This window comes from Telluria aromaticivorans, assembly GCF_013003915.1.
Taxonomy (GTDB): domain Bacteria; phylum Pseudomonadota; class Gammaproteobacteria; order Burkholderiales; family Burkholderiaceae_D; genus Telluria; species Telluria aromaticivorans.
In genome coordinates, this window is sequence record NZ_JABAIV010000002.1 from 681,272 (window position 1) to 703,692 (window position 22,421).

A 22,421-nucleotide genomic window follows, 5' to 3' on the forward strand; every position below is an offset into this window, starting at 1 on the left:
CGACCAGGAGACACCACATGCTGCACATCGTCGACGACGAAGACGTCATTCGCGACGCACTGGCCTGGCTGGCGCAGTCGCGCGGCCTGCCGGCGCGCGGCTATGCGAGCGGCGAGGAATTCCTCGACGCCGCCAAGGCGCCCGGTCTCGAGGGCGACTGCGTGCTGCTCGACGTGCGCATGCCCGGCATGAACGGCATCGCGGTTTTTGACCAGTTGTCAAAACTTGGCCTGATTGCGCGCCTGCCGGTGATTTTCCTGACCGGCCACGGCGACGTGCCGATGGCGGTGGATTCCCTCAAGCGCGGCGCCTTCGACTTCTTCGAGAAACCGTTCAACGACAATGTGCTGATGGACCGGGTGGAAGAAGCCATGGCCGCATCGCGCAAGGCGGCTGCGGCGGCCGTGGTGCAGGCGCGTTTGGCCACGCTGTCGGCGCGCGAGCGCGAAGTGCTCGACCTGATCCTGGCCGGGATGATGAACAAGGTCGTGGCGGACAAGCTCGGGATCAGCATGCGTACGGTGGAAGTGCACCGGGCGCATATTTTTGACAAGATGCAGGTGAAGACGGCGGTGGAGCTGGCGGGCCTGCTCAAGTAGCGCGGGCGGCTTCGCCGCCCGCGCGTTCAAACCGTCGTGGCTCCGTCGAACGGTGATTATATTCGGGCACTGGTTGAACGCGCGGGCGCAGGACAGTCCACAGGACTGTCCTGCGCTGCCCACCCTACGGGCCGGCGACGGATTCCAGTGAACCTTCCTACTCTCTATTTCCTCCCGAAAACGCATCCCAAGCGTCCCGGCTATTTGAACGAAGCCTTGTAAAATGCACGCGAACGCGCCGCAGCCTTACCTGCCGCAGCGCACTTGCATCGAGGAATAGCCATGAGCGAAAAGACAGTTGCAGACAAGATGTTTTTGAAGACGGCGAAGTCGATCCAGGTCATCAACGGCCAGGTTCATCCGACCGTGGTGGCCCAGCTGCCCACCGAACTCATCAAGGAAGGCGACGGCCCCTTCGACGTCATCCTGCTGTTCGCCCTGAACCGCAAGGAGCTCGAGCAGTATCTGCCCGCCGCCAAGGAACGCCTCGGCGACAAGGGCTCGCTGTGGATCGCCTACCTCAAGCAGACCGCCTCCAAGGCCACCGACATCAACCGCGATTCGATCAACGCCTATGCCAAGGAAAACGGCATCACCGGCGTGGCGATGATTTCCATCGATCTTGACTGGTCGGCGCTGCGCCTGAAGCGCATCGAGTTATGAAGCGTGGCGGCTGAGCGCCCAGGCCACGTGTTCGCGCACCAGTTCCGACGGATGAGCGGCGCGTGAATGCAGCGCGGCCACGATGGCCGCGTCGCCCTTGCCGGCCGGGCTGGCGGCTGCATTGCCCAGTCCCACCGCCAGGTTGCGCAGCCAGCGCTCGTGGCCGATGCGCCGGATCGGGCTGCCTTCGGTGCGGCGGTTGAATTCCTCTTCTTCCCACGCGAACAGCGCGACCAGGCTGGATTCGCCCAGGCCGTTGCGCTCGTCGAAATCCGGCAACGACGCCCGTTGCGCGAACTTGTTCCATGGACAGACGAGCTGGCAGTCGTCGCAACCATAGATGCGGTTGCCGATCAGCGGGCGCAGCTCTTCCGGGATGCTGCCCTTGAGTTCAATGGTGAGATAGGAAATGCAGCGCCGCGCATCGAGCCGGCCGGGGCCGAGGATGGCCTGGGTCGGGCAGACCTCGATACAGGCCTGGCAGCCGCCGCAGTGGGCGCCGGTCGGCGGGTCCACGGGCAGCGGAATATCCACCAGGATTTCGCCGATGAAGAAGGTCGAGCCGGCCGCGCGCGACAGCAGCAGGGTGTGCTTGCCGCGCCAGCCCAGGCCCGCTTTTTCGGCGAGGGGCAATTCCATCACCGGCGCCGAGTCGGTGAACACGCGGTAGCCCAGCTCGCCCACCGCCGTTTTCACCCGTTCGGCCAGCGCCGCCAGCCGGTTGCGCAGCACCTTGTGGTAGTCGCGGCCCCGCGCATACACCGAGACCACGGCGGCGCCGGGTTCGCGCTGGCGCGCGGCCTCTTCGCCACGCCACTCTTCGCCGCGGGTCATCGGCAGATAATCCATGCGCGCCACGATGGCGCGCACCGTGCCGGGCACCAGTTCGCCCGGGCGCGCACGCTTCATGCCGTGGCTTGCCATATAATCCATCTCGCCATGGCAGCCCGCATCCAGCCAGGCCTGCAGCCCGGCTTCCGCATGCGCCAGGTCGATGTCGGCGATGCGCACGTCGGCAAAACCGAGCTCAAGGCCCCAGGCCTTGATGGCGCGTGCGAGTTCGGGCAGGTCTGGGGAAGTGGTCGGCATGGCAGGATCAACAACACGGCGCGGTGTGCGCTCAACTCGCTATTTTATTCGATGCAGTCTTTCAAAGCCTACCTCCCCGACGAAACCGCCACCGCCGCACTGGGCGCGGCCTTGGCACGCGCGCTCCAGCCCGGCCTGGTGATCTACCTGCACGGCGACCTCGGCGCCGGCAAGACCGCCCTCACCCGCGCCCTGATCCAGGCCGCCGGCCATACCGGTACCGTCAAGAGCCCGACCTATACCTTGTCGGAACCCTATCGCGTGACGGTCGACGGCGAGCCGGTCAACGTGATCCATTACGACCTGTACCGGATGTCGAGCCCGGAAGAATTCCTGGATGCGGGTTTTCGCGAAGATTTCGACGGCAAGAACGTCTGCATCGTCGAATGGCCGGAAAAAGGCGAGCCCGTGTTGCCGCCACCCGACGTACGCGTGTTGCTGGAAGTCAGGGGACACGGCCGTGAGGTAGAATTGAAGGCGTTGTCCCAACCAGGCCTGCTATGCCTCAATCGTCTCGCCTACTCCCCGTCCTGACTCCCGGATCTCCACGCCGCCGCACCCTGCTCAAGGCCGGCGGTACGCTGCTGCTGTCGGTGATGTCGCCGCTGCCCGCCAGCGCCGCCCAGATCCTGGCCGTGCGTGTCTGGCCCGCGCCCGACTACACCCGCGTGACGCTGGAAAACGACAGCAACCTCAAGACCGAGCATTTCCTGGTGCCCGATCCGCCGCGGCTGGTCGTCGACATCGAAGGCCTGGGCTTGAGCAGCACCCTGAAAAGCCTGGTCGCCAAGGTCGAGGCGAACGACCCCTATATCAAGCAGGTGCGCGTCGGCCAGAACCGGCCGAACGTGGTGCGCCTGGTGTTCGACCTGAAGGAAGAAGTCAAGCCGCAGGTGTTCACCCTGGAGCCGGTGGCCGGCTACCAGCACCGCCTGATCTTCGACCTGTACCCGACCAAGCCGGTCGACCCGATCGCGGCCATGATCGAAAAAGGCGAGTGGACCGTGGACGGTACGCCCGCCGCCCCTACCGCCAGCGCTGCCGTCAGCGCCAACCCGTCTTCGCCACTGCCGGCCTCCCCGCCGGCCCAGACCGAAGCGGCGCCGGACGCCATCGCCAAGCTCGAGGCCGAGATGTCGGCCTTGGGCGGCACCCCGCCGCCGCAGGCGGTGCAGCCGACCCCGGCCCCGGCTAGATCCCACCCCAAGGCTGCGCAACTGCCGCAGAAGGTGGTGCGCATGGTGACGATCGCGCTCGACCCCGGCCACGGCGGCGAAGATCCGGGCGCCATCGGCGCCACCGGCGCCTATGAGAAGGACATCGTGCTGTCGGTCGCCAAGCGCCTGAAGGCCAAGCTGGAACAGCTGCCGAACACCCGCGTCATGCTCACCCGCGACGGCGACTATTTCGTGCCGCTCGGCCAGCGCGTGCAAAAGGCGCGCAAGGTGCAGGCCGACCTGTTCGTGTCGATCCATGCGGATGCCTTCGTGTCGCCCACCGCGCGCGGCTCGTCGGTGTTCGTGCTGTCCGAAAAAGGCGCCAGCTCGAGCGCGGCGCGCTGGCTGGCGAACGACCAGAACAAGGCCGACCTGATCGGCGGCACCAATATCGCGACCCAGGACAAGCAGCTCGCCAGCGTGCTGTTCGACCTGTCGACGACGGCCCAGATCAACGACAGCCTGAAGCTCGGCAAGGCCGTGCTGCGCGAGATCGGCAGCATCAACCGGCTGCACAAGAACGCGGTCGAGCAGGCCGGGTTCGCGGTGCTGAAAGCCCCGGACATCCCGTCGATCCTGGTCGAAACCGCCTTCATCTCGAACCGCGAAGAAGAAGCCAAGCTCCGCGACGAGGGTTACCAGAACCAGCTCGCCGAGGCCATCACGAACGGCATCAAGCGCTATTTCGCCGATAATCCGCCCATGGCCAAGAGCCGCATCACCTGACACGGAGCCTTCCATGACCCTCGCCATCCACACCGCCGTCGGGCAGCTGCCAGCGATCCGCCTCTGCGCGCCGGACGGCGCCGAGGCCACCGTGACGCTGTACGGCGCCCACCTGGTGTCGTGGAAGGGCGCGGACGGCAAGGAACGCCTGTTCTGCAGCGCCAAGTCGGCGCTGGACGCTAGCCGCGCCATCCGCGGCGGCGTGCCGGTAATCTTTCCCCAGTTCGCCGAACAGGGCAGCGGCATGCGCCACGGCTTCGCGCGCGTCTCCAACTGGCGTCTGGAAGACAGCGGCCTGGAAGATGGCGCGGCCTGGGCCAGCTTCGGCCTCGCGCTGGGCGACCTGCCGACCACCATCGCCGACGCCTGGCCGCACCAGTTCATGCTCTGCCTGCGCGTGGCCGTGCGCGACAACACGCTGGCAATGGAGCTCACCGTGCGCAACCTCGGCGCCGCGCCCTTCCCCTTCGCGGCGGCGCTGCACACCTATCACCTGGTGCCGGACGTCTGCGAGGTGCGCATCGAAGGCGTGTCGTCGGACGAGATCTCGATGGTTGAGAAGCTGGACAAGATCTACCCGGGCGTCTCGGGGCGCGCGACCATGGCGACCAGCGAAGGAAGCATGGTTATCGAGCAGACCGGATTCACGGATGCCGTCGTGTGGAATCCGGGGCAGGTGGATGCGGCGGCGCTGTCGGACATGGAGAACGACGAGTACAAGCGCTTCGTGTGCATCGAGCCGGCCTTGCTGGATCCGTTCATGCTGGAGCCGGGGGAAGCTTGGACGGGGACGTATCGGGTCAGCTGAATGACGAAGCTCGGCGATACCAGTCACGCTTGAATGGTGAGAACCGTAGGGTGGGCAATTCGTAATTCAGGCCATTGGCCTGAATTACCTTGCCCACGCGTTCAACCAGCGGTAGCACGGACGTGGTGCGGTTTTGCCGCGCTAACTATCACCGCGTCGGCAGGAAAACCTGCCCACCCTACGGGTTAGTGGCAGCGCTGAGCGACACCCTCAATTCGACTCTTTAATCATCCGCCCATTACTCTGCTGCACCGGCCTTGCATTCAGCGGATACAGCCGCGAGAACAGCGCCATCTGCGTCGGCGACGCCTGCATCGGCTGCTTCATGACGATCCACAGCACGTCTTCGGTACACGGCGGCTCGGTCAGCGAACCCATATAAGTGAAGTATTCGCGCTTTTCCGGCAGCGCCTCGTTCACGTCGAGCAGGATCGACGGCGACACCGACTGCTTCTTCTCCAGCGGCAGGTTGTTCCACACAGTCTGGATCAGCGAATTGGCCTTACCACGCTCGAGCAGCACCGCCAGCACCAGCAGCTTGCCTTCGACGCTGCGGTGCACCAGGTGGATCACCATCTCGGTGCCCTTGCCGTTGATGCGCTCTTCCGACGGGCGGTGGAAGTGGAACTGCTGCAGTTCGTAGGCCTGGTTGCCGACCGTGAGGAAGTTGCCGCCGCCGACCGTCACCTGGATGGTGTGGCCGTTGTCGACTTCGCTGAACGAACTCGGATGGTAGTCGAAGGCGATCTGCTCCAGGTCGACCTTCATGCCGTCGCGCAGGTCGATCGGCGACTGGCGGTTGCCGGTGCCGCACCTGGCCCAGGCGGTGTTGATGTTCGACCAGTTGGCCGGGCCGTATTCGCCTTCATAGCTCCAGTGGGTGCCGTTCTTCGGCTTGGCTGCAACCGCAATCGCGGCTTCGGCTTCCTTGCGGCGCCGGGCGTCCGCGGCCCGCTTGGCGCTTGCCGCCTTGGCGGCGCGCACCTGCTGCTGCGCGCGCAGTTCGGCCAGGCGCTCGGCGATGCGCACCGACAGGTCGACTTCGGCCTGGTCTTCGCTGGCAGCGGAAGGCGCAGGCGCAGCGGCAGGCTTGGCGGCCGCGGTGGCGGCATCGGCGGCGGCGGCCATGGCCTTCAGGTCCGGCTTGAGCATGGGCTTGCCTGCGACCGTTGGCTTGCCTTCGAGGATAGCCTTGACGGTGGCCGACTTGGCATCGACCGCAGGTTTCGCGGATTTCGGAGCGGGGTCGCTCGCGCTTGCCGTTGCCATGACAAGGCTGCAAGCGAACAGGGCGATAAGGTGGCGCATGGGATTCCAGGTGTGTGCTGTCTTAATGCTTATCGGCAATTGGACCCTGAAACTTGAGTACGCAGAAGCAACAACGCCCCGAAATATCGGGGCGCTGGCAGGATGACAATGGAGCTTAACGATCGATTAATTATCTGCTCATCACGCGACGGCCGAACTTGTACAGGCCGCCAATGGCCAGTGGCACGATTGCAGCCGACACGCCGACCAGCACGATTTCGGTCAGGTGGTCGCGCACGATCGGGATGTTGCCGAAGAACAAACCGGCCGTCACCAGGCTGGCCACCCACAGCACCGCACCGCTGACGTTGTACATCTGGAAGCGTGCATGGGTCATTTCCGACACGCCGGCCACGAAAGGCGCAAAGGTGCGCACCACCGGCACGAAGCGCGCCAGGATGATGGTCTTGCCGCCATGCTTCTCGAAGAAGTCGTGGGTCTTCTGCAAGGCATCCTTGTTGATCCAGCGGTAATTATGCGTGAACACCCGGTGGCCGACGGCCTGCCCGATGTAATAGTTCAGGGTATTGCCCGTGATTGCCGCAATGATGAGCAGCGCCATCAAGAGCGGATAGCTCATCTGGCCGGTGGCGCAGAAGGCGCCGGCAATGAACAGCAAGGTGTCGCCGGGGAAGAAAAACAGGAGCACCAGGCCGGTCTCGCAGAACACGATCAGGAACAGCACGATGTACACGTAGGTTCCGTACTGGGCCAGCAGCGTGCCCAGCGTCTTATCGACATGGAGAATCATGTCGAAAAATTGCATCAGATCCATAATTTTCCTAAAAGGTAGCGGCGAATCATACCACCGCTCTGCCCCCCGGCAGCCCGGCCTGCGCAGTCCTCCGCAGGATGTTTTCGCCGTCCATGACTTTACGTTTTGGCTATATTCCCGATTACAATCGCTGCACTCAAAACAATGCAATGGAGACCCGATGACCGCTTCGTTCACCACCCACGCACTGGCAACGGCCGCGCTGGCGCTGCTGGCTGCCGCCAGCGTCCATGCTGCCCCCGCTCTTGCCCCTACTTCGGCCGCCAAGGCCGCGGCCAAGGAACTGGCGCCCAAGCCCTCGCTGGCCGACGTGGTCAAGGCCTCCAAGCCATCCGACTGGCGCCCGCTCGACCCGGAAAACACGCTGTACATGGAACTGCCGACCGGCCGCGTGATCCTCGAACTGGCCCCCAGCTTTGCGCCGAAGACCGCCGCCAATATCCGCGCCCTGGTGCGCGAAAACTACTTCGACGGCCTGTTCATCATCCGCTCGCAGGATGGCTTCGTGGTGCAGTGGGGCGACCCGGACGAAGAGAACCCGAAGCCGTTCAAGGCCGCCAAGACGGTCAAGGCCGAGTTCACCGTGCCCATCAAGGGCACCGGAACCTTCACCCGCCTGAAGGATGGCGACGTCTACGCGCCGCAGGTCGGCCATGTGAATGGTTTCCCGGCCGCGCGCGACCCGGCCAAGGGCAACACCTGGCTGGTCCACTGCCCGGCCATGGTCGGCGTGGCGCGCGATGCCGAAGCCGATACCGGCAACGGCTCGCAGCTCTATGCCGTCACCGGCCACGCGCCGCGCCAGCTCGACCGCAACATCACCGTAGTGGGACGCATCGTCTCGGGCATGCCCTTGCTGTCGGTGCAGCCGCGCGGCACCGCCGCCTCGGGCTTCTACGAGAAGCCGGAACAGCGCATGCCGATCAAGGCGGTACGCATCGCGGCCGATGTGCCGGAAGCCGAACGCAGCAAGTTTGAAGTGATGCGCACCGAGAGCGCCACCTACCAGGCGGCGGTCGACGCGCAGCGCAACCGCGGCGGCCCGTGGACCAAGGTCGCGGCCGGCAAGATCGACCTGTGCAGTGCGCCGATCCCGGTCCGCGAGCAGAAATAAGTACATGGGGCGGGATATAATCCGGACATGAACGCGCCCGTCCCCACAACCCGTCCGATCCAGCAGCTGCCTGACCAGCTCATCTCCCAGATAGCCGCCGGCGAGGTCGTCGAGCGGCCCTCGGCGGTGGTCAAGGAGCTGCTCGAGAACGCCCTCGATGCCGGCTCCACGCAAATCACCGTGCGCCTGGAAGAAGGCGGCGTCAAGCGCATCGCCATCACCGACAACGGCCGCGGCATCGCCCCGGAGGAACTGCCGCTGGCGCTGGCCCGCCACGCCACCTCGAAGATCGCTTCCCTGAACGACCTGGAGAACGTCGGCACGCTGGGCTTTCGCGGCGAGGCGCTGGCCTCGATCGCCTCGGTCGCCGCGGTGCGCATCACCTCGCGCACGCCGAACGCGGCGCATGCCTTTGAGATCGTCGGCTCGCACGAAGGCACGGTCGCTCCATCGTCGGGCGCCTTCGGCACCACCATCGACGTGCAGGACCTGTATTTCAATACGCCCGCGCGCCGCAAGTTCCTGAAATCCGAGCAGACCGAATACGGCCATTGCGCGGAAATCGTGCGCCGCATCGCGCTGTCGCGCCCGGACGTCTCGTTCAGCCTGACGCACAACGGCCGCACCATCGACCACTGGAACGTGAGCGAAGCGGCCAAGCGCAGCGCCCAGATCCTCGGCAACGACTTCGCCGAAGCGCGCCTGGAGCTGGAGGAAGGCGCCGGGCCATTACGCCTGTACGGCTACGTCGGCCTGCCGACCGCCTCGAAGGCGCGCGCCGACGGCCAGTTCTTCTACGTGAACGGCCGCTACGTGCGCGACAAGCTCTTGGTACACGCGGTGCGCGCGGCCTACCAGGACGTGCTGCATGGCGACCGCTTCCCGTCCTACGTGCTGTCGCTCGACCTGGATCCGGCGCTGGTCGACGTGAACGTCCACCCGTCGAAAATCGAAGTGCGCTTCCGCGACAGCCGAGCGGTGCACCAGTTCGTGTTCCACGCGGTGCAGCGCACGCTGGCGCAAACGTCGGCCACCGCGCACGGCAGCGCGCCGGCGCCGGTGTCCGCTGCCGAATTCGGGGCGATGCGGCCAAGCGGCACGCCGGCATGGGCGCCGCGCCCGCACGAGCAGACTTCCTTCGGCTCCCAACTGACCTCGACCTTCTCGCCCTCGCCCTTCGCGCCGGGCAGCCGCTGGGACGAGGGACGTCCGCAGGCGTCGAACGGCGGCGTGGCGCAGAGTACCGAAGCGTACGGTGCGCTGTTCTCCCCGGGCGAATCGACGCGGGTGCAGTTCGCATCCGGGCCCGTGGGCGTACCGCTTTCGAGTTCCGATCGCCCGCTGACAAACGAGGATTTCCCCCTCGGCTTCGCACTGGCCCAGCTGCACGGCATCTACATCCTGGCGCAAAACACCAAGGGCCTGGTGCTGGTGGACATGCACGCGGCCCACGAGCGCATCCTCTACGAACAAATCAAGAACGCGCTCGACGCGCGCGCTGAAGGCGAGGAACTGCAGGTGCAGCAGATGCTGATCCCGGTGACCTTCTACGCCGACGCCGTCGAGGTGGCGACCGCGCAAGACCACGCCGAGACCCTGAAGACCCTCGGCTTCGATATCGCCGCGCTGTCGCCGACCACGCTGGCGGTGCGCACCGTCCCGACCATCCTGCGCAATGCCGACGCCCAGACACTGGCGCGCGACGTGCTGCGCGACGTGCGCGAATACGGCGGTTCGCGGGTGCTGATCGAGCGCCGCAACGAGCTGCTCGGCACCCTCGCCTGCCACACGGCGGTGCGCGCCAACCGCGTGCTGTCGATCCAGGAAATGAACGCCCTGCTGCGCCAGATGGAAATCACCGAACGCTCCGACCAGTGCAACCACGGCCGCCCCACCTGGGTCCAGCTCGAGATCAACGCGCTCGACAAGCTGTTCCTGCGCGGTCAATGATGGGTTCCAGCCGCAGCAAGCCGATGGCGGTGGCCATCATGGGCCCGACCGCGTCGGGCAAGACCGCGGCCGCACTGGCGATCGCGCGCACCCGTCCCGTGGAAATCATCTCTGTCGATTCCGCGCTGGTCTACCGCGAGATGGACATCGGCACCGCCAAGCCCTCCGCCGAAGAACTGGCGAGCGTGCCGCACCACCTGATCGACATCATCGACCCCTTGGAGAGCTATTCGGTCATGCAGTTCAGGACCGATACCCTCCGCCTGGTCGCCGAGATCAGCGCGCGCGGCGCCCTGCCGCTGCTGGTGGGCGGCACGATGATGTATTTCAAGGGCCTCACCGACAGCCTGGACGACCTGCCGACCGCCGATGCGGCGGTGCGCGCGGCAATCGAGCTCGAAGCTTCCAGAATCGGCTGGCCCGGCATGCACGCGAAGCTGCGCGCGCTCGACCCCATCACCGCCGACCGGCTGGCGCCGAACGACGCCCAGCGCATCAACCGCGCCCTCGAGATCATTGAGCTCACCGGCAAGCCGATGTCCGAACTGCTGGGCAAGCGCGAGAAGCCCGAGCTGCCCTTCGAACTGGTCTCGTTCGCGCTGGAGCCATCAAGCCGCGCGGTGCTGCACCAGCGGATCGCGCTGCGCTTCGACCAAATGCTGGGCAAGCGTGACGACGAAGGACTGGTGGCGGAAGTGGCGCGCCTGCGCGCGCGCGGCGACCTGACGCCCACGCTGCCGTCGATGCGCTGCGTCGGCTACCGCCAGGCCTGGGACTACCTCGACGGCACGATCGACCGCGCCGGGCTGCGCGAGCTGGGTATCATCGCCACCCGCCAGCTGGCCAAGCGCCAGCTCACCTGGCTGCGCGCGATGCCGGACCGGATCGTGTTAGACTGCCTCGGTAGTGATCCAACGCAGGCCATGTTGGAGCAGCTTGAGAGCTTGGAAAAATGACATCGCTTCCAAGATTTTTGTTGCGATGCGGCGTCCAGCCTTGACAGGCCGCGCCCCAGCTTGGATAATGCCTGCCGTTGCGGTGATATAGCTCAGTTGGTTAGAGCACAGCACTCATAATGCTGGGGTCGGTGGTTCAAGTCCACCTATCACCACCAAGAATTCCGCACAGATGGCTTGGCTCGCTGAGGGTCAAGCCATTTTGTTTTACCGCCTTATGTACCAGTTTCGGTGATATAGCTCAGTTGGTTAGAGCACAGCACTCATAATGCTGGGGTCGGTGGTTCAAGTCCACCTATCACCACCAGTAAAAGAGTCGGCCCGGTTCTCGCGAACCGGGCCGTTTTCTTTGGATCTTCACTTCAGTGCTTCTTGCCGCCGCCCGAGATCTTGTTCTCGGTGGCCCAGGCGCGCCGCTTGGCTTCTTCCTTCGACACACCCTTCTTCTCGTAGCCCTGCTCGATGTGCTTGGCCTGCCGCTTTTGCTTGTCCGTATAGGACGACTTATCACCCTGAGGCATGATCGTTCTCCTTCCGACGGTTGATCACTGCCGGCCCATGATCAAAAGCCTACGCTTTCACCTCATATTAATACGTTAAGCACTTCACGCACGGCCGCGATCTACTCAGCAGTCGACCGGCGAATCCTGGATAGGCATGTCCTCATCCAGCGCATAGTCCCCGCGCGCCAGTCCCTCCAGCACCTCCGCGGCCTGCTGCAGGTATTCCGACGGCACCAGGATGCGCACGCCGCCCAGCGCGGGCGCCAGCAGCAGGTCGGTCTGCATCAGGTGCGCGTCGGCCAGCACGGCGGGGATCCCGGACGCCACCAGGCAGCCCTGCGCCAGCGTGGCTTCCATCGGGATCAGGTATTTGGCGATGACGAACAGGTCGCGGCCCGGGATCTGCTCGGCGTCCGGGTTGGCCGCGAGCCAGGCATTCAATGCGGGTGCTTCCATGTGCGCCTCCTGGGTGATGACACGAGATGAGCGTTCACTGCAACAGCAGCGGCACTTGCGACAGCAGGTAGAGCGTGACGCCAATCAGGCCGCCGACGATGGTGCCATTGATGCGGATGTATTGCAGGTCCTTGCCGATATTGAGTTCGATCTGTTCCGACATCTCGCGATCGTCCCACTGCTTGACGGTGTCCGCGATGTGCCGCGTCAGGTAGCCTGCAAGTTCGGGCGCCATGCCGCGCGCGGCCGCTTCCAGGTTGTCCTGCAGCGACTGGCGCAACTGCGGGTCTTCGGCCAATACCTTGCCGACCCAGGCGCCGGTGGCGATCACGCGCTTGCGCAGGCTTGAGTCCTCGCTATGCAGGTCTTTCTTGAGCCAGCCCTTGAGCTCTTCCCACAGCGCAGCGAGATAGCCGTTCAGGGTCTCGTCGCCCAGCAGATAGGCCTTGATTTCGTCAGCCTTGCCGGCGAACGAAGGATCGGCTTTCAGGCGCTCGATGAACTCCTGGGTGAACACGTCGAAACGCTGGCGCAGCGGGTGCCGCGGGTCGGCTGCCACCTTGTTCAGGATGCCGGCAGCGAGGCGCACGGCCAGGTCGGCGCCCTTGCGGCCGATGAGTTCCGAGGGCAGCATGCGCTCGATGAAGGCATAGTCTTCTTTCAGCCAGTCGACGATGCCCTGCGAGATCGTGGCCTGGGTGTCGGCGTTGTCGAGCAGGTGGGCGAGCTGGGTAATGCCCTCGTTGAGCAGTTCCTGGTGGCGCCCGTCGCGGGTCAGGCTTTCCAGGATGGTGCCGGCGGATTTCGACAGGTCGACGCTGTTCACCATCTCATGCACGGCGCGGCGAATGAAGCCCTGCACCGCGCTGTCCTCGATGAAGTCGAGCATGAAGGAGCCCACCCGCACCAGTTGCTGCCCCAGCAGCTCGGTATTGGCCGGCTTGACCAGCCACTCGGCCACCTTTTGCACCGGGTCGTGGCGCCGGATCAGGGCGATGATCGATTCGGTGTCGAGGAATTTCTCGCGCACGAACAGCGCCAGGTTGTCGGCGATGCGTTCCTTGTTCTTGGGGATGATCTCGGTGTGGCGCGACACGATAGGAATCGGCACGCGCTTGAACAGCGCGACGACCGCGAACCAGTCGGCTAGCGCGCCCACCATGGCGGCTTCGGAAAAGGCGCGCAGCAGGCCGGTCCACCAGTTTTGCGGCAGGAACAGGGTCAATACGAACAGCGACGCCGCGCCGGCGAAGAACGCGAGCGCGAGCATTTTGGATTGCCGCAGTTCGGCTTCTTTGGTCATGGCTCCTGGGTTTCGTAGGGTGGGCGGGTCTTCCGCCCACGCGGTCAAATCACCGCAATGCAGCCCGTGCGGCTATTCAAACCCCAACTATCACCGCGTGGGCAGAATCTGCCCACGCTACGGGCTGGCTCGATGCATGCTGTGGCGCCTATGCTATATGACTTCGCTCGCCTTCAGCGCTTCGATTGACTCTGCCGTAAAGCCCCAGTCGGCCAGAATCGCATCGCTGTCCTGCCCCGGGCTGGAGGGTGCCAGTGGCGTGGCCGGCGCGGTGCGGGAAAAGCGCGGCGCAGGCGCCGGCTGGGTGACGCCGTCGATCTCCACAAAGGTGCGGCGCGCGGCATTGTGCGGGTGGTGCGGCGCTTCCGCCATGTCGAGCACCGGGGCGAAGCAGACGTCGGTGCCTTCCAGCAGCCGGCACCATTCGTCGCGGCTGCGGGTGGCGAACAGCGCGGCGAACTTCGCCTTCAGGTCGGGCCAATGCGCCTTGTTCCAGCGCTTCGTGAACACGGGATCGTCGGCCCCGATCAAGGCCAGCAGCTGGGCATAGAACTGCGGCTCGATCGCGCCGATCGAGATGAACTTGCCATCGAGGCAGGCATAGGTATCGTAGAAAGGCGCGCCGCCGTCCAGAAGGTTGGCTTCGCGATGGTCGCTCCAGCTGCCTGCGCCGCGCAGGCCGTACATCATGGCCCCCAGCAGCGACGCGCCGTCGGTCATGGCGGCATCCACCACTTGCCCCTTGCCGGAGCTGCGCGCTTCCAGCACGGCGCAAACGACGCCAAAGGCCAGCATCATGGCGCCGCCGCCGAAGTCGCCGACAAGATTGAGTGGTGGCGCCGGCGGCGCGCCAAGCCTGCCCATCGCGTGCAGCATGCCCGACATTGCGACATAGTTCAGGTCATGCCCGGCCGCCTGCGCCAGCGGTCCGTCCTGGCCCCAGCCGGTCACGCGGCCGTACACCAGCTTCGGGTTACGTTCCAGGCAAACTTCCGGGCCCAGCCCCAGGCGTTCCATCACGCCGGGCCGGAAGCCTTCCAGCAGCACGTCGGCCTGCGACAGCAGCTGCAGCACGGTGACGCGGCCGGCCGCTTTCTTGATGTCGACCGCCAGCGAACGGCGCCCGCGCGCCATGACGTCGTGACGCGTGCCGAGCACCGGATAGGGACTCTCCTCGCCTGCCTTGGCCTTGCGGTCGATGCGGATCACTTCCGCGCCCATATCGGACAGCATCATGGCGGCGAAGGGACACGGGCCGATCCCCACCATCTCGACGACCCGCACGCCTGCCAATGGTCCTGCCATCGGGGTCTCCTTTGCCGTCACAGCGAACGGGCGATGATCTCTTTCATGATCTCATTGGCGCCCCCATAGATGCGCTGCACGCGCGCGTCGACATACATCTGGGCGATCGGGTATTCCAGCATGTAGCCGTAGCCGCCGAACAGCTGCACGCACTGGTCCACCACCTTGCATTGCAGGTCAGAGATCCAGTACTTGGCCATCGAGGCGCGCACGGTGTCCATGCGCCCGGCCAGCATGTCTTCGATGCAGCGGTCGATGAAGATGCGGGCGATGGTCGCCTCGGTCTTGATCTCGGCCAGCACGAAGCGGGTGTTCTGCATCTCGATCAGGGCCTGGCCGAAGGCCTTGCGCTCGCGCGTGTGGTCGACGGTGAGCTGCAGCGCGCGCTCGATGGCGGCCACGCCGCAGACCCCTAAAATGGTGCGCTCGTAGGGCAGCTCTGTCATCAGCTGGGCGAAGCCCTTGCCTTCTTCGCCGCCCAGCACGTTCGCCAGCGGGACATGGGCGTCGTCGAAGAACAGTTCGCAGGTGTCCTGGCCCTTCTGCCCGACTTTTTCCAGGATGCGGCCGACGCGGAAGCCCGGGTTGTCCTTGGTCTCGAGCAGCAGCAGCGACACGCCCTTCGAGCCCGCAGCCGGGTCGGTCTTGGCCACCACCAGGATCAGGTCGGCCATGAAGCCGTTCGAAATGAAGGTCTTGGAGCCGCTCACGCGGTAACCGTCGCCGCCGCGCACGGCCGTGGTGCGGATGCCCTTCAGGTCGGAGCCGGCGCCCGGTTCGCTCATGGCGATCGCCGCGATCATCTCGCCGCTGGCCAGGCGCGGCAGGTATTTCTGTTTCTGCTCTTCGGTGCCCTGGTTCAGCAGGTAGTGGGCGACGATGGCGTGGACGTGGATGCCGAAGGAGGTATCGCCTGCATAGGATAGCTCCTCGAACACCACCGCCATGTGGGCGAAGCTGCCGCCGGCGCCGCCGTATTCGTCCGGGATGTCGGCCAGCAGCAGGCCCATCTCGCCCGCTTTCGTCCACAGGTCGCGGTCGACGTGCTGCTGCTCCCGCCAGGCTTCCTGGTGCGGGGTGATTTCTCCGGCCACGAAACGGCGTACCGCGTCGCGGAAGGCGCCCAGTTCTTCATTCATCCATGGGGAGGATGGGTCAATGCGCATTTCCATTGCCGGGCCTTTCAAGCGTTACGGTACATGGTGACGACGCAGGCGCCGCCCAGGCCCAGGTTGTGCTGCAGCGCCACGCGTGCGCCCTGGACCTGGCGCGCGTCGGCGCTGCCGCGCAGCTGGTGGGTCAACTCGTAGCACTGCGCCAGGCCGGTCGCGCCCAAGGGGTGCCCTTTCGACAGCAGCCCGCCGGACGGGTTGGTGACCACGCGTCCACCGTAGGTGTTGTCGCCCTCCAGAATGAACTTGTCGGCGCCGCCTTCCGGGCACAGGCCCAGGGCTTCGTAGGTAATCAGTTCGTTGTGGGCGAAGCAGTCGTGCAGCTCCACCACATCGAGGTCTTCCGGGCCGATGCCGGACTGCTCGTAGACCTTCTGCGCGGCGGCGCGGCTCATGTCATAGCCGACCAGGCGCATCATGTCCTTGCTGTCAAAGGTCTCCGGGCGGTCGGTCGTCATAGCCTGGGCGGCGATGTGGACATCAAGGCGCAGGCCGTGGCGCTTGGCGAAATCTTCGGATACCAGCAAGGCGGCCGCCGCGCCGCAGGTCGGCGGGCAAGCCATCAGGCGCGTCATCACGCCGGGCCAGATTTCGGGCGCGTCCAGCACGTCCTGCATCGTGACTTCCTTGCGGAACAGCGCGAGCGGGTTGTTCACTGCGTGGCGGCTGGCCTTGGCGCGGATGCGGGCAAAGGCGGCCAGCGGGGTGCCATATTTGTTCATGTGGGCCAGCCCGGCGCCGCCGAAATAGCGCAGCGCCAGCGGAATCTCGGGCTTGCCGACCAGGCGGTCGGTGACGGCATCGAAGTCGTCGAAGGGGGTCGGGCGGTCGGTGAAGATCGACCCGAGGGCGCCGGGGCTCATCTGCTCGAAGCCGAGCACCAGCACGCATTCCGCGGCGCCGCTGGCAATCGCCTGGCGGCCGAGGAACAATGCGGTCGAGCCGGTGGAGCAGTTGTTGTTGACGTTGACGATCGGGATGCCGGTCATGCCGACCGCGTACAGCGCCTTCTGGCCGCTGGTGGAGTCGCCGTAAACGTAGCCGGCATAGGCCTGCTCGACCAGGTCGTAGGCAATGCCGGCGTCATTCAGCGCGGCCCTGGCAGCCTGCGCGCCCATCTCGTGGTACGGGCTGCTGGCGCCCGGCTTGGCAAAGGGGATCATCCCGACGCCGCTTACATATACCTTGTTCATGCTGTCTCCTGGATTCGATGAGGTCGCGCCGCTTGTTATCGGCTAATTATAGGTCAGCCGACCTATTTTATGTATACCTCTGCGATAATCTCGGCATGACGCTCCTTCCCGACACCGCCCTGCGCAACAAAGCCTCGATCACCACCGAAAAAGGACGCGGGCGGGCGCACGATATCTTGCTGGCGGCGCGCGGGCTGCTCGCGCAGGAGGGCTATGCCGGGCTGTCGATGCGGCGTGTGGCGCAGGCTGTGGGCATGAGCCTGTCCAACGTCCAGCACTACTACGGCAGCAAGGAGCAGTTGCTGGAAGCGCTGCTGCTGTACACGATGGACGACTTCCAGGCCAAGATGGACCGCATCGCGGTCGCGATGGCGGGACGGCCGCAGGTCGAGCGCTTTCTTACCACCGTCGACATGTTCCTGGACGAGATCACCGACCCGGTAACGCATGCGATCTTCTTCGAGATCTGGGCGCTGGCCTCGCGCCACCCGTTCGCATCAAGCTTGATGGGCAAGATGATGGGACGCGAGCGCAAGGCGATCTATGGCCTGATCCGCGGCCTGAACCCGGCCATCGGCGACGAGGACTACATGGCCCGGGCGGTGCTGATGGTGGCGCAGGTCGAGGGCCTGATGCTGTTCCGCCTCGACCGCCAGGCGCGCCCGGCGCAGTTCGAGGCCGTGCGCGCATCGGTGCGCAAAGTGCTGCTAACGCTCGCGACCGTGCCATGAACGGCATGTAATTCGCATATAAGCCGCATTTAATTCGGGGCTCGAGCCCATCCGTCGCTTATACTCTTGGGGTTAACAACCTGCCACGGAGGCCGCACGGATGCACCATGACCTCAGCCTGATCACCACCATCGCAGCCGCACTGGGCTTCGGCCTGCTGTTCGGCATGCTCGCCATTCGCCTGAAACTGCCCGCCCTGGTCGGCTATCTCGCCGCCGGCGTATTGATTGGCCCGGCCACGCCGGGCTTCGTCGCCGACGTGGCGCTGGCCTCGCAACTGGCCGAGATCGGGGTGATGCTGCTGATGTTCGGCGTCGGCCTGCACTTTTCGATGCACGACCTGCTCGAGGTGAAGGGCATCGCCCTCCCCGGCGCGCTGCTGCAGATCGGGGTGGCGACGGCGATGGGCATGGGGATGGCGCACTTCCTGGGATGGAGCATGGGTGCGGGCCTGGTGTTTGGGCTGGCGCTGTCGGTGGCCAGCACGGTGGTGCTGCTGCGCGCACTCGAGGCGCGCGGGGTGCTCGACTCCATGAATGGACGGATCGCGGTGGGCTGGCTGGTGGTGGAAGACCTGGTGACGGTGCTCGTGCTGGTAATGCTGCCTGCCCTGGCAGGACCGCTCGGCGGCAAGGGCGATGCCGGCGCCGAGCTGTGGCCGGCGCTGGGCAAGACCCTGCTCCAGGTCGGCGCTTTTGTGGCCTTCATGCTGGTCATCGGCCGCAAGATTTTCCCGTGGTTCCTGTGGCGGGTCGCCAAGACCGGCTCGCGCGAGCTGTTCACACTGGCCGTGATCGCGGCGGCAGTCGGCATCGCCTACGGCTCCTCGGCGCTGTTCGGCGTGTCCTTCGCGCTGGGCGCCTTCTTCGCCGGCATGGTGCTGCGCGAGTCGGAACTGAGCCACCGCGCCGCTGAAGAATCGCTGCCGCTGCGCGACGCGTTCTCGGTGCTGTTCTTCGTGTCGGTCGGCATGCTGTTCGATCCGATGGTGCTGGTCGAATACCCGCTGGAAGTGCTGGCGACGGTCGCCATCATCCTGTTCGGCAAATCGCTGGCCGCCTTCCTGCTGGTACTGGTGCTGCGCTATCCGCTCAATACCGCGCTGACCGTATCGGCCAGCCTGGCGCAGATCGGCGAGTTCTCGTTCATCCTGGCTGCGCTGGGCATGTCGCTCGGCCTGCTGCCGGAGCTCGGCCAGAACCTGATCCTGGCCGGCGCCATCATTTCGATCGCGGTCAATCCGCTACTGTTCACGGCGACCGAGCCGCTGCAGCGCTGGATGCGCGAGCGCTCCGAACTGGCGCGCAAGCTGGAGAGCCGCGACGACCCGCTGGCCACGCTGCCGATGGAGACCGCCCACGAAAAACTCAGTGGGCAGGTGGTGCTGGTCGGCTACGGCCGCGTGGGCCGCCGCATCGCCAGCGACCTGACGGCACGCGGCGTGCACTTCGTGGTGGCGGAACAGAACCGCGAACTGGTCGAGCGCCTGCGCGCCGATGGCATTCCCGCAGTGGCCGGCAATGCGGCCGAACCGGCGGTGCTGATCCAGGCCCACATCACGCACGCGGCGCTCCTGGTGATCGCCACGCCGGACACCTTCCACGTGCGGCGCATGGTGGAGATCGCGCGCATGCTCAACCCGTCGATCAAGGCGGTGGTGCGCACGCATAACGAGAGCGAGGCGGTGCTGCTGCGCGAGGATACCGGCGGCAAGGTGTTCGTGGGCGAGGATGAACTGGCGGCCAGCATGACGCGGCATGTGGTGGAGACACTCAGGGAGCAGGCGACGGTGCATTGAGATTTTGTAGGGCGGGCGGGTCCTTCCGCCCGCGCGTTCAACAGGCGGCAAGATCATCGCAAACGATTATTCAACCGCTAACTATCACCGCGTGGGCGCTTGTAATTCCGGGCACTGCCCGGCCTTACCCCGCCCACCCTACGTACACCTGGCCCCGCCCCGCATACAGCTCGCAAAAAAACCCGCCGGCTTGCGCCATGCGGGTTTTTTTACAACCGGTAAAACTTCAGGCTTACGCGGCGACTTCTTCCACGCACAGCTTGAGGTTCGCATGCCGCCCATGCAGTTGCGAAGCGATCATCTCGCTGCGCTCTTCGAGCAGCGCGAACACGGCGTCTTTTGAGAGCACATACTCTTCCATCAGCGTGTCCTTGAGCGACTCGATCACCAGCTTGTAGTCGCGGATCGCGTTCAGGGTGTAGCTGTACAGCTCATCGGCCTTTTCTTCCACAAGGCGGATGGTGTGCTCGCCGCCCACATCCTGGTTCAGCTGCGAGTAATCGAGCTTGGAGCGCGAATACATCGACAGGCGGCTCACCATCAGGTTCAGCATCTTGGTGATCTTCTCGATGTCGTTCTGGCTGCCCACCGAGATACCGCGCGCGCCGTAGAACAGCTCTTCGGCCGCGACGCCGCCGTACAGGCCGACAACGTCACGCTCCAGCTCTTCCAGGGTGCGCAGCGACATGTCTTCGCCCGACTGCAGCACATAACCCAGCGCGCCGATCTTCGAGACCGCTTCGGTGCTGATCTTGAGCAGGTGCGACTTTTCCTTCACCTCGGCCAGGCTCAGGCCCTGGCGCAGGTAAGGGTCGATCTGCATGAAGAAGTGACCCAGCTCGTGCAGGGCGATGCGCTCGCGCTGCTTGTGCTTGTCGAGCGTCGTCGCGCGGTCGGTCAGGCCGATGGTGGCGCGCTCGTAGGCCCGGAACAGCAGGTTGGTGTTGATGATCGTCTTTTCCTGGATCGACAGCATCGAAGCACGCTCGACGACGGTTTCCAGCAGCGCCGGGCTCAGGTTCTGGGTGATTTCCGCGACCTGGTCCAGGTTGGTGTCGGTCCAGTCGACCAGGCCGTCTTTCTTGCGCGACAGGAAGCTGCGCAGCAATTCCTTGCGCTCGCCCTTGTTCGGCAGGCGGAAATTGATCTTCACCGAGAAGCGGCGCAGCATTGCTTCGTCCATGTCGGTCGAGGAATCGTCGAAATTCGAGGCGACGATCCAGATCACACCCTGGCCCTTGTCGCTCTTCACGCCGTCCAGCAGGCCCAGCAGGGTGTTGGCGGTATCGTCTTCCCATTTCTTTTCGCTGCGGCCACGCGGCATGAACAGCGATTGCGCCTCGTCCAGGAAAATGATGCACTTGCCCTTGGCGCAAGCCTTGCGGTACAGAGCGTTCAGCGCCTTCGAGCCGCCGCCGACATAGCCCGATTCCAGGGCCGAACCCGAGGCCGAGATCAGCGGCAGGTTCAGGCGCTTGGCCAGGTAGCCGACCAGCTTGGTCTTGCCGGTACCGGCAGGCCCGGTCAGCATGACATTGAATGGCTTGTCGATATTGTGCGACTGGTATTCGTCGCGGTTGCGGATCATGTCTTCCAGGTGCAGCACTTCCTGCTTGATGTCTTCCATGCCGATCAGGTCGTCCATGCTGCCCTTGAGCTTGTCCGGGGTGATCACCGAAGCGCTCATGCCCATGCCCGGCACGCCGAATTTCAGCAGGTACAGCACCAGCAGCACGACACCGATGGTCAGCCCGTAGTTCTTCAGGAAGGTACCAGTCTTCTCGAGCGCGGTCTCGCCCTCGTCCATCACCGCCTGGTGGCTGGCCAGGTAGTCGTCCCTGGCGATCGAATACGGGATCCCGTTCTTGAGCAGCACTTCGCGCTCGAGCGACAGGTGCGAGGTGCTCGGCACCTTGACCACGTGCAGTGCGCTCTCGTCCTTGAACTTGTAGACATAGCGCGGCGACTCCGACAGCGGCCTGGCGATCAAGAGGTAGTCCAGGCGGCCCTTCTTCATAGCCAGCTCGGTGATCTCGGCAATGTTCTGCGAGTGCACCACCGGGCTCGGGTCCTGGGGCACATTCGATTTCCAGATTGCCACCGCCGCGATCGCGCCAAGCAGCGCCGCGATGGCGACGCGCACGTAAAGGTTCTTGAAAGCAATTTGAAGTCGGGCGAAATTCGGCATCGTTTGATCTCTTGCAAAGTTGGGTCGGACATCGACGGTACTTCGAGGGTGCCGTGCCGGCGTGGTCTCGCGGGATCGGCTGCGGCGCGCGAGGGCCGCGCAAGCTCCAAACGTGTACGTTTGGTATTGTTTTGATGCCCGAAGGCAATGGGATACGAAGACTATACCTGTAAAAAAAACTGAGGTGTATACCGCGCGTCGAAAAAAATCGTGAATTCGACGATTATAGAAAGTGTGCCAATAGAATATATTGCAAAGCTGATAGCGAAACTTATCTAATGCTCAAAATTACCGCCTGCCTTTGCATAAACGACATTACAAAGCAGGCTCAATATTGCAATAATGATAGGGTTACACGAGGCAAATTCGCGACAGCCAGGAATTCGATTGATTGAGCTCAACAGTATCCATCTTTCAGCATTCTGATGACTTCTTTCTGCAACTCATCAGACCCAATTGAACGCAACGGTTTATGTGTTTTTGGTATGCTGATTATGTAATTCGAGGATTGTACTGTCCCGTTTATATGGGGCTGCACAGGCCGCATGCAAGTAACAGCAAGAGGAA

The 22,421-nt window shown here is 64.5% G+C and carries 20 protein-coding genes and 2 tRNA genes; 12 read left to right on the plus strand and 10 right to left on the minus strand.

What is annotated here, in order from left to right; translation table 11 throughout:
- The first annotated feature begins 17 nt into the window (after positions 1-17).
- Both HGB41_RS08370 and HGB41_RS08375 read left to right on the plus strand, forming a co-directional pair.
- Positions 18-599, plus strand: coding sequence for a response regulator transcription factor (locus HGB41_RS08370; protein ID WP_171083052.1), 582 nt, complete (start codon positions 18-20; stop codon positions 597-599).
- A 282-nt stretch (positions 600-881) separates the two neighbouring features.
- A complete protein-coding gene (locus HGB41_RS08375; protein WP_171083054.1) occupies positions 882-1,262 on the plus strand; it encodes a DUF3052 family protein in 381 nt (126 codons plus the stop codon).
- Here HGB41_RS08375 and queG read toward each other — a convergent pair.
- On the minus strand, positions 1,257-2,351 hold the full coding sequence (gene queG, locus HGB41_RS08380; protein ID WP_171083056.1) for a tRNA epoxyqueuosine(34) reductase QueG: 1,095 nt from the start codon (positions 2,349-2,351) through the stop codon (positions 1,257-1,259). The genes HGB41_RS08375 and queG overlap by 6 nt on opposite strands.
- Positions 2,352-2,402: 51 nt before the next feature.
- Between queG and tsaE the strand changes: the two genes are divergently transcribed.
- From tsaE to HGB41_RS08395, 3 genes are read left to right on the plus strand one after another with little or no spacing between them, the layout of a single operon-like run.
- Positions 2,403-2,885, plus strand: a complete 483-nt coding sequence (gene tsaE, locus HGB41_RS08385; RefSeq protein WP_171083058.1) for a tRNA (adenosine(37)-N6)-threonylcarbamoyltransferase complex ATPase subunit type 1 TsaE — start codon at positions 2,403-2,405, stop codon at positions 2,883-2,885.
- Positions 2,852-4,294 (plus strand): N-acetylmuramoyl-L-alanine amidase, encoded by a 1,443-nt coding sequence (locus tag HGB41_RS08390; RefSeq protein ID WP_171083061.1) that lies wholly within the window; start codon positions 2,852-2,854, stop codon positions 4,292-4,294. The genes tsaE and HGB41_RS08390 overlap by 34 nt, the downstream gene beginning before the upstream one ends.
- 13 nt (positions 4,295-4,307) lie before the next feature.
- Positions 4,308-5,102, plus strand: a complete 795-nt coding sequence (locus tag HGB41_RS08395; RefSeq protein WP_171083063.1) for an aldose epimerase family protein — start codon at positions 4,308-4,310, stop codon at positions 5,100-5,102.
- A gap of 210 nt (positions 5,103-5,312) precedes the next feature.
- Here the strand turns inward: HGB41_RS08395 and HGB41_RS08400 are convergent, their stop codons facing one another.
- Together HGB41_RS08400 and HGB41_RS08405 are read right to left on the minus strand one after the other, a co-directional pair.
- Positions 5,313-6,410 (minus strand): carbonic anhydrase, encoded by a 1,098-nt coding sequence (locus HGB41_RS08400; RefSeq protein WP_171083065.1) that lies wholly within the window; start codon positions 6,408-6,410, stop codon positions 5,313-5,315.
- 130 nt (positions 6,411-6,540) lie between these two features.
- Positions 6,541-7,185, minus strand: coding sequence for a VTT domain-containing protein (locus HGB41_RS08405; RefSeq protein ID WP_171083067.1), 645 nt, complete (start codon positions 7,183-7,185; stop codon positions 6,541-6,543).
- 160 nt (positions 7,186-7,345) lie between these two features.
- Between HGB41_RS08405 and HGB41_RS08410 the strand changes: the two genes are divergently transcribed.
- The 5 genes from HGB41_RS08410 (at position 7,346) to HGB41_RS08430 (ending at position 11,512) form a co-directional block, all read left to right on the plus strand.
- The gene (locus HGB41_RS08410) at positions 7,346-8,299 is read left to right on the plus strand and encodes a peptidylprolyl isomerase (RefSeq protein WP_171083069.1); all 954 of its coding nucleotides are present in this window, start codon (positions 7,346-7,348) and stop codon (positions 8,297-8,299) included.
- Between the two features lie 27 nt (positions 8,300-8,326).
- On the plus strand, positions 8,327-10,249 hold the full coding sequence (mutL, locus tag HGB41_RS08415; protein WP_171083072.1) for a DNA mismatch repair endonuclease MutL: 1,923 nt from the start codon (positions 8,327-8,329) through the stop codon (positions 10,247-10,249).
- Positions 10,249-11,205 carry a tRNA (adenosine(37)-N6)-dimethylallyltransferase MiaA gene (miaA, locus tag HGB41_RS08420; protein ID WP_171083526.1) on the plus strand — a complete coding sequence of 319 codons (957 nt, stop codon included), beginning with the start codon at positions 10,249-10,251 and terminating at the stop codon, positions 11,203-11,205. Before mutL ends, miaA begins: the two co-directional genes overlap by 1 nt.
- 81 nt (positions 11,206-11,286) lie before the next feature.
- Positions 11,287-11,363: transfer RNA gene (locus HGB41_RS08425), tRNA-Met, on the plus strand.
- A 72-nt stretch (positions 11,364-11,435) separates the two neighbouring features.
- Positions 11,436-11,512, plus strand: a tRNA-Met gene (locus tag HGB41_RS08430).
- A 55-nt stretch (positions 11,513-11,567) separates the two neighbouring features.
- Here the strand turns inward: HGB41_RS08430 and HGB41_RS08435 are convergent.
- The 6 genes from HGB41_RS08435 to HGB41_RS08460 all read right to left on the minus strand — a co-directional run bounded on the left by HGB41_RS08435 (position 11,568) and on the right by HGB41_RS08460 (position 17,137).
- The gene (locus HGB41_RS08435) at positions 11,568-11,726 is read right to left on the minus strand and encodes a hypothetical protein (RefSeq protein WP_171083073.1); all 159 of its coding nucleotides are present in this window, start codon (positions 11,724-11,726) and stop codon (positions 11,568-11,570) included.
- 105 nt (positions 11,727-11,831) lie between these two features.
- Positions 11,832-12,164: a putative signal transducing protein gene (locus HGB41_RS08440; RefSeq protein ID WP_171083075.1), complete on the minus strand. Its 333-nt coding sequence runs from the start codon at positions 12,162-12,164 to the stop codon at positions 11,832-11,834.
- Between the two features lie 34 nt (positions 12,165-12,198).
- Positions 12,199-13,467, minus strand: a complete 1,269-nt coding sequence (locus HGB41_RS08445) for a DUF445 domain-containing protein (RefSeq protein ID WP_171083078.1) — start codon at positions 13,465-13,467, stop codon at positions 12,199-12,201.
- Positions 13,468-13,620: 153 nt separating this feature from the next.
- Positions 13,621-14,772 carry a CaiB/BaiF CoA transferase family protein gene (locus HGB41_RS08450; RefSeq protein ID WP_171083080.1) on the minus strand — a complete coding sequence of 384 codons (1,152 nt, stop codon included), beginning with the start codon at positions 14,770-14,772 and terminating at the stop codon, positions 13,621-13,623.
- A gap of 17 nt (positions 14,773-14,789) precedes the next feature.
- Positions 14,790-15,938, minus strand: a complete 1,149-nt coding sequence (locus HGB41_RS08455) for an acyl-CoA dehydrogenase family protein (protein ID WP_371868488.1) — start codon at positions 15,936-15,938, stop codon at positions 14,790-14,792.
- Between the two features lie 17 nt (positions 15,939-15,955).
- Positions 15,956-17,137: a lipid-transfer protein gene (locus tag HGB41_RS08460; RefSeq protein ID WP_171083083.1), complete on the minus strand. Its 1,182-nt coding sequence runs from the start codon at positions 17,135-17,137 to the stop codon at positions 15,956-15,958.
- A 95-nt stretch (positions 17,138-17,232) separates the two neighbouring features.
- Between HGB41_RS08460 and HGB41_RS08465 the strand changes: the two genes are divergently transcribed.
- Positions 17,233-17,868, plus strand: a complete 636-nt coding sequence (locus HGB41_RS08465; protein ID WP_171083085.1) for a TetR/AcrR family transcriptional regulator — start codon at positions 17,233-17,235, stop codon at positions 17,866-17,868.
- A gap of 100 nt (positions 17,869-17,968) precedes the next feature.
- Positions 17,969-19,666, plus strand: coding sequence for a cation:proton antiporter domain-containing protein (locus tag HGB41_RS08470; RefSeq protein WP_171083087.1), 1,698 nt, complete (start codon positions 17,969-17,971; stop codon positions 19,664-19,666).
- A gap of 232 nt (positions 19,667-19,898) precedes the next feature.
- On the opposite strand, the gene HGB41_RS08475 is transcribed toward HGB41_RS08470, so the two are convergent.
- Positions 19,899-21,854 (minus strand): AAA family ATPase, encoded by a 1,956-nt coding sequence (locus HGB41_RS08475; protein WP_171083089.1) that lies wholly within the window; start codon positions 21,852-21,854, stop codon positions 19,899-19,901.
- Positions 21,855-22,421: the final 567 nt, after the last annotated feature.

Excerpts from the sequence above, each read along its gene's own strand:
- HGB41_RS08370 (WP_171083052.1), top strand. The coding sequence starts at position 18 with ATGCTGCACATCGTCGACGACGAAGACGTCATTCGCGACGCACTGGCC.
- HGB41_RS08375 (WP_171083054.1), top strand. The coding sequence starts at position 882 with ATGAGCGAAAAGACAGTTGCAGACAAGATGTTTTTGAAGACGGCGAAG.
- queG (WP_171083056.1), bottom strand. The coding sequence starts at position 2,351 with ATGCCGACCACTTCCCCAGACCTGCCCGAACTCGCACGCGCCATCAAG.
- tsaE (WP_171083058.1), top strand. The coding sequence starts at position 2,403 with ATGCAGTCTTTCAAAGCCTACCTCCCCGACGAAACCGCCACCGCCGCA.
- HGB41_RS08390 (WP_171083061.1), top strand. The coding sequence starts at position 2,852 with ATGCCTCAATCGTCTCGCCTACTCCCCGTCCTGACTCCCGGATCTCCA.
- HGB41_RS08395 (WP_171083063.1), top strand. The coding sequence starts at position 4,308 with ATGACCCTCGCCATCCACACCGCCGTCGGGCAGCTGCCAGCGATCCGC.
- HGB41_RS08400 (WP_171083065.1), bottom strand. The coding sequence starts at position 6,410 with ATGCGCCACCTTATCGCCCTGTTCGCTTGCAGCCTTGTCATGGCAACG.
- HGB41_RS08405 (WP_171083067.1), bottom strand. The coding sequence starts at position 7,185 with ATGGATCTGATGCAATTTTTCGACATGATTCTCCATGTCGATAAGACG.
- HGB41_RS08410 (WP_171083069.1), top strand. The coding sequence starts at position 7,346 with ATGACCGCTTCGTTCACCACCCACGCACTGGCAACGGCCGCGCTGGCG.
- mutL (WP_171083072.1), top strand. The coding sequence starts at position 8,327 with ATGAACGCGCCCGTCCCCACAACCCGTCCGATCCAGCAGCTGCCTGAC.
- miaA (WP_171083526.1), top strand. The coding sequence starts at position 10,249 with ATGGGTTCCAGCCGCAGCAAGCCGATGGCGGTGGCCATCATGGGCCCG.
- HGB41_RS08435 (WP_171083073.1), bottom strand. The coding sequence starts at position 11,726 with ATGCCTCAGGGTGATAAGTCGTCCTATACGGACAAGCAAAAGCGGCAG.
- HGB41_RS08440 (WP_171083075.1), bottom strand. The coding sequence starts at position 12,164 with ATGGAAGCACCCGCATTGAATGCCTGGCTCGCGGCCAACCCGGACGCC.
- HGB41_RS08445 (WP_171083078.1), bottom strand. The coding sequence starts at position 13,467 with ATGACCAAAGAAGCCGAACTGCGGCAATCCAAAATGCTCGCGCTCGCG.
- HGB41_RS08450 (WP_171083080.1), bottom strand. The coding sequence starts at position 14,772 with ATGGCAGGACCATTGGCAGGCGTGCGGGTCGTCGAGATGGTGGGGATC.
- HGB41_RS08455 (WP_371868488.1), bottom strand. The coding sequence starts at position 15,938 with ATGCGCATTGACCCATCCTCCCCATGGATGAATGAAGAACTGGGCGCC.
- HGB41_RS08460 (WP_171083083.1), bottom strand. The coding sequence starts at position 17,137 with ATGAACAAGGTATATGTAAGCGGCGTCGGGATGATCCCCTTTGCCAAG.
- HGB41_RS08465 (WP_171083085.1), top strand. The coding sequence starts at position 17,233 with ATGACGCTCCTTCCCGACACCGCCCTGCGCAACAAAGCCTCGATCACC.
- HGB41_RS08470 (WP_171083087.1), top strand. The coding sequence starts at position 17,969 with ATGCACCATGACCTCAGCCTGATCACCACCATCGCAGCCGCACTGGGC.
- HGB41_RS08475 (WP_171083089.1), bottom strand. The coding sequence starts at position 21,854 with ATGCCGAATTTCGCCCGACTTCAAATTGCTTTCAAGAACCTTTACGTG.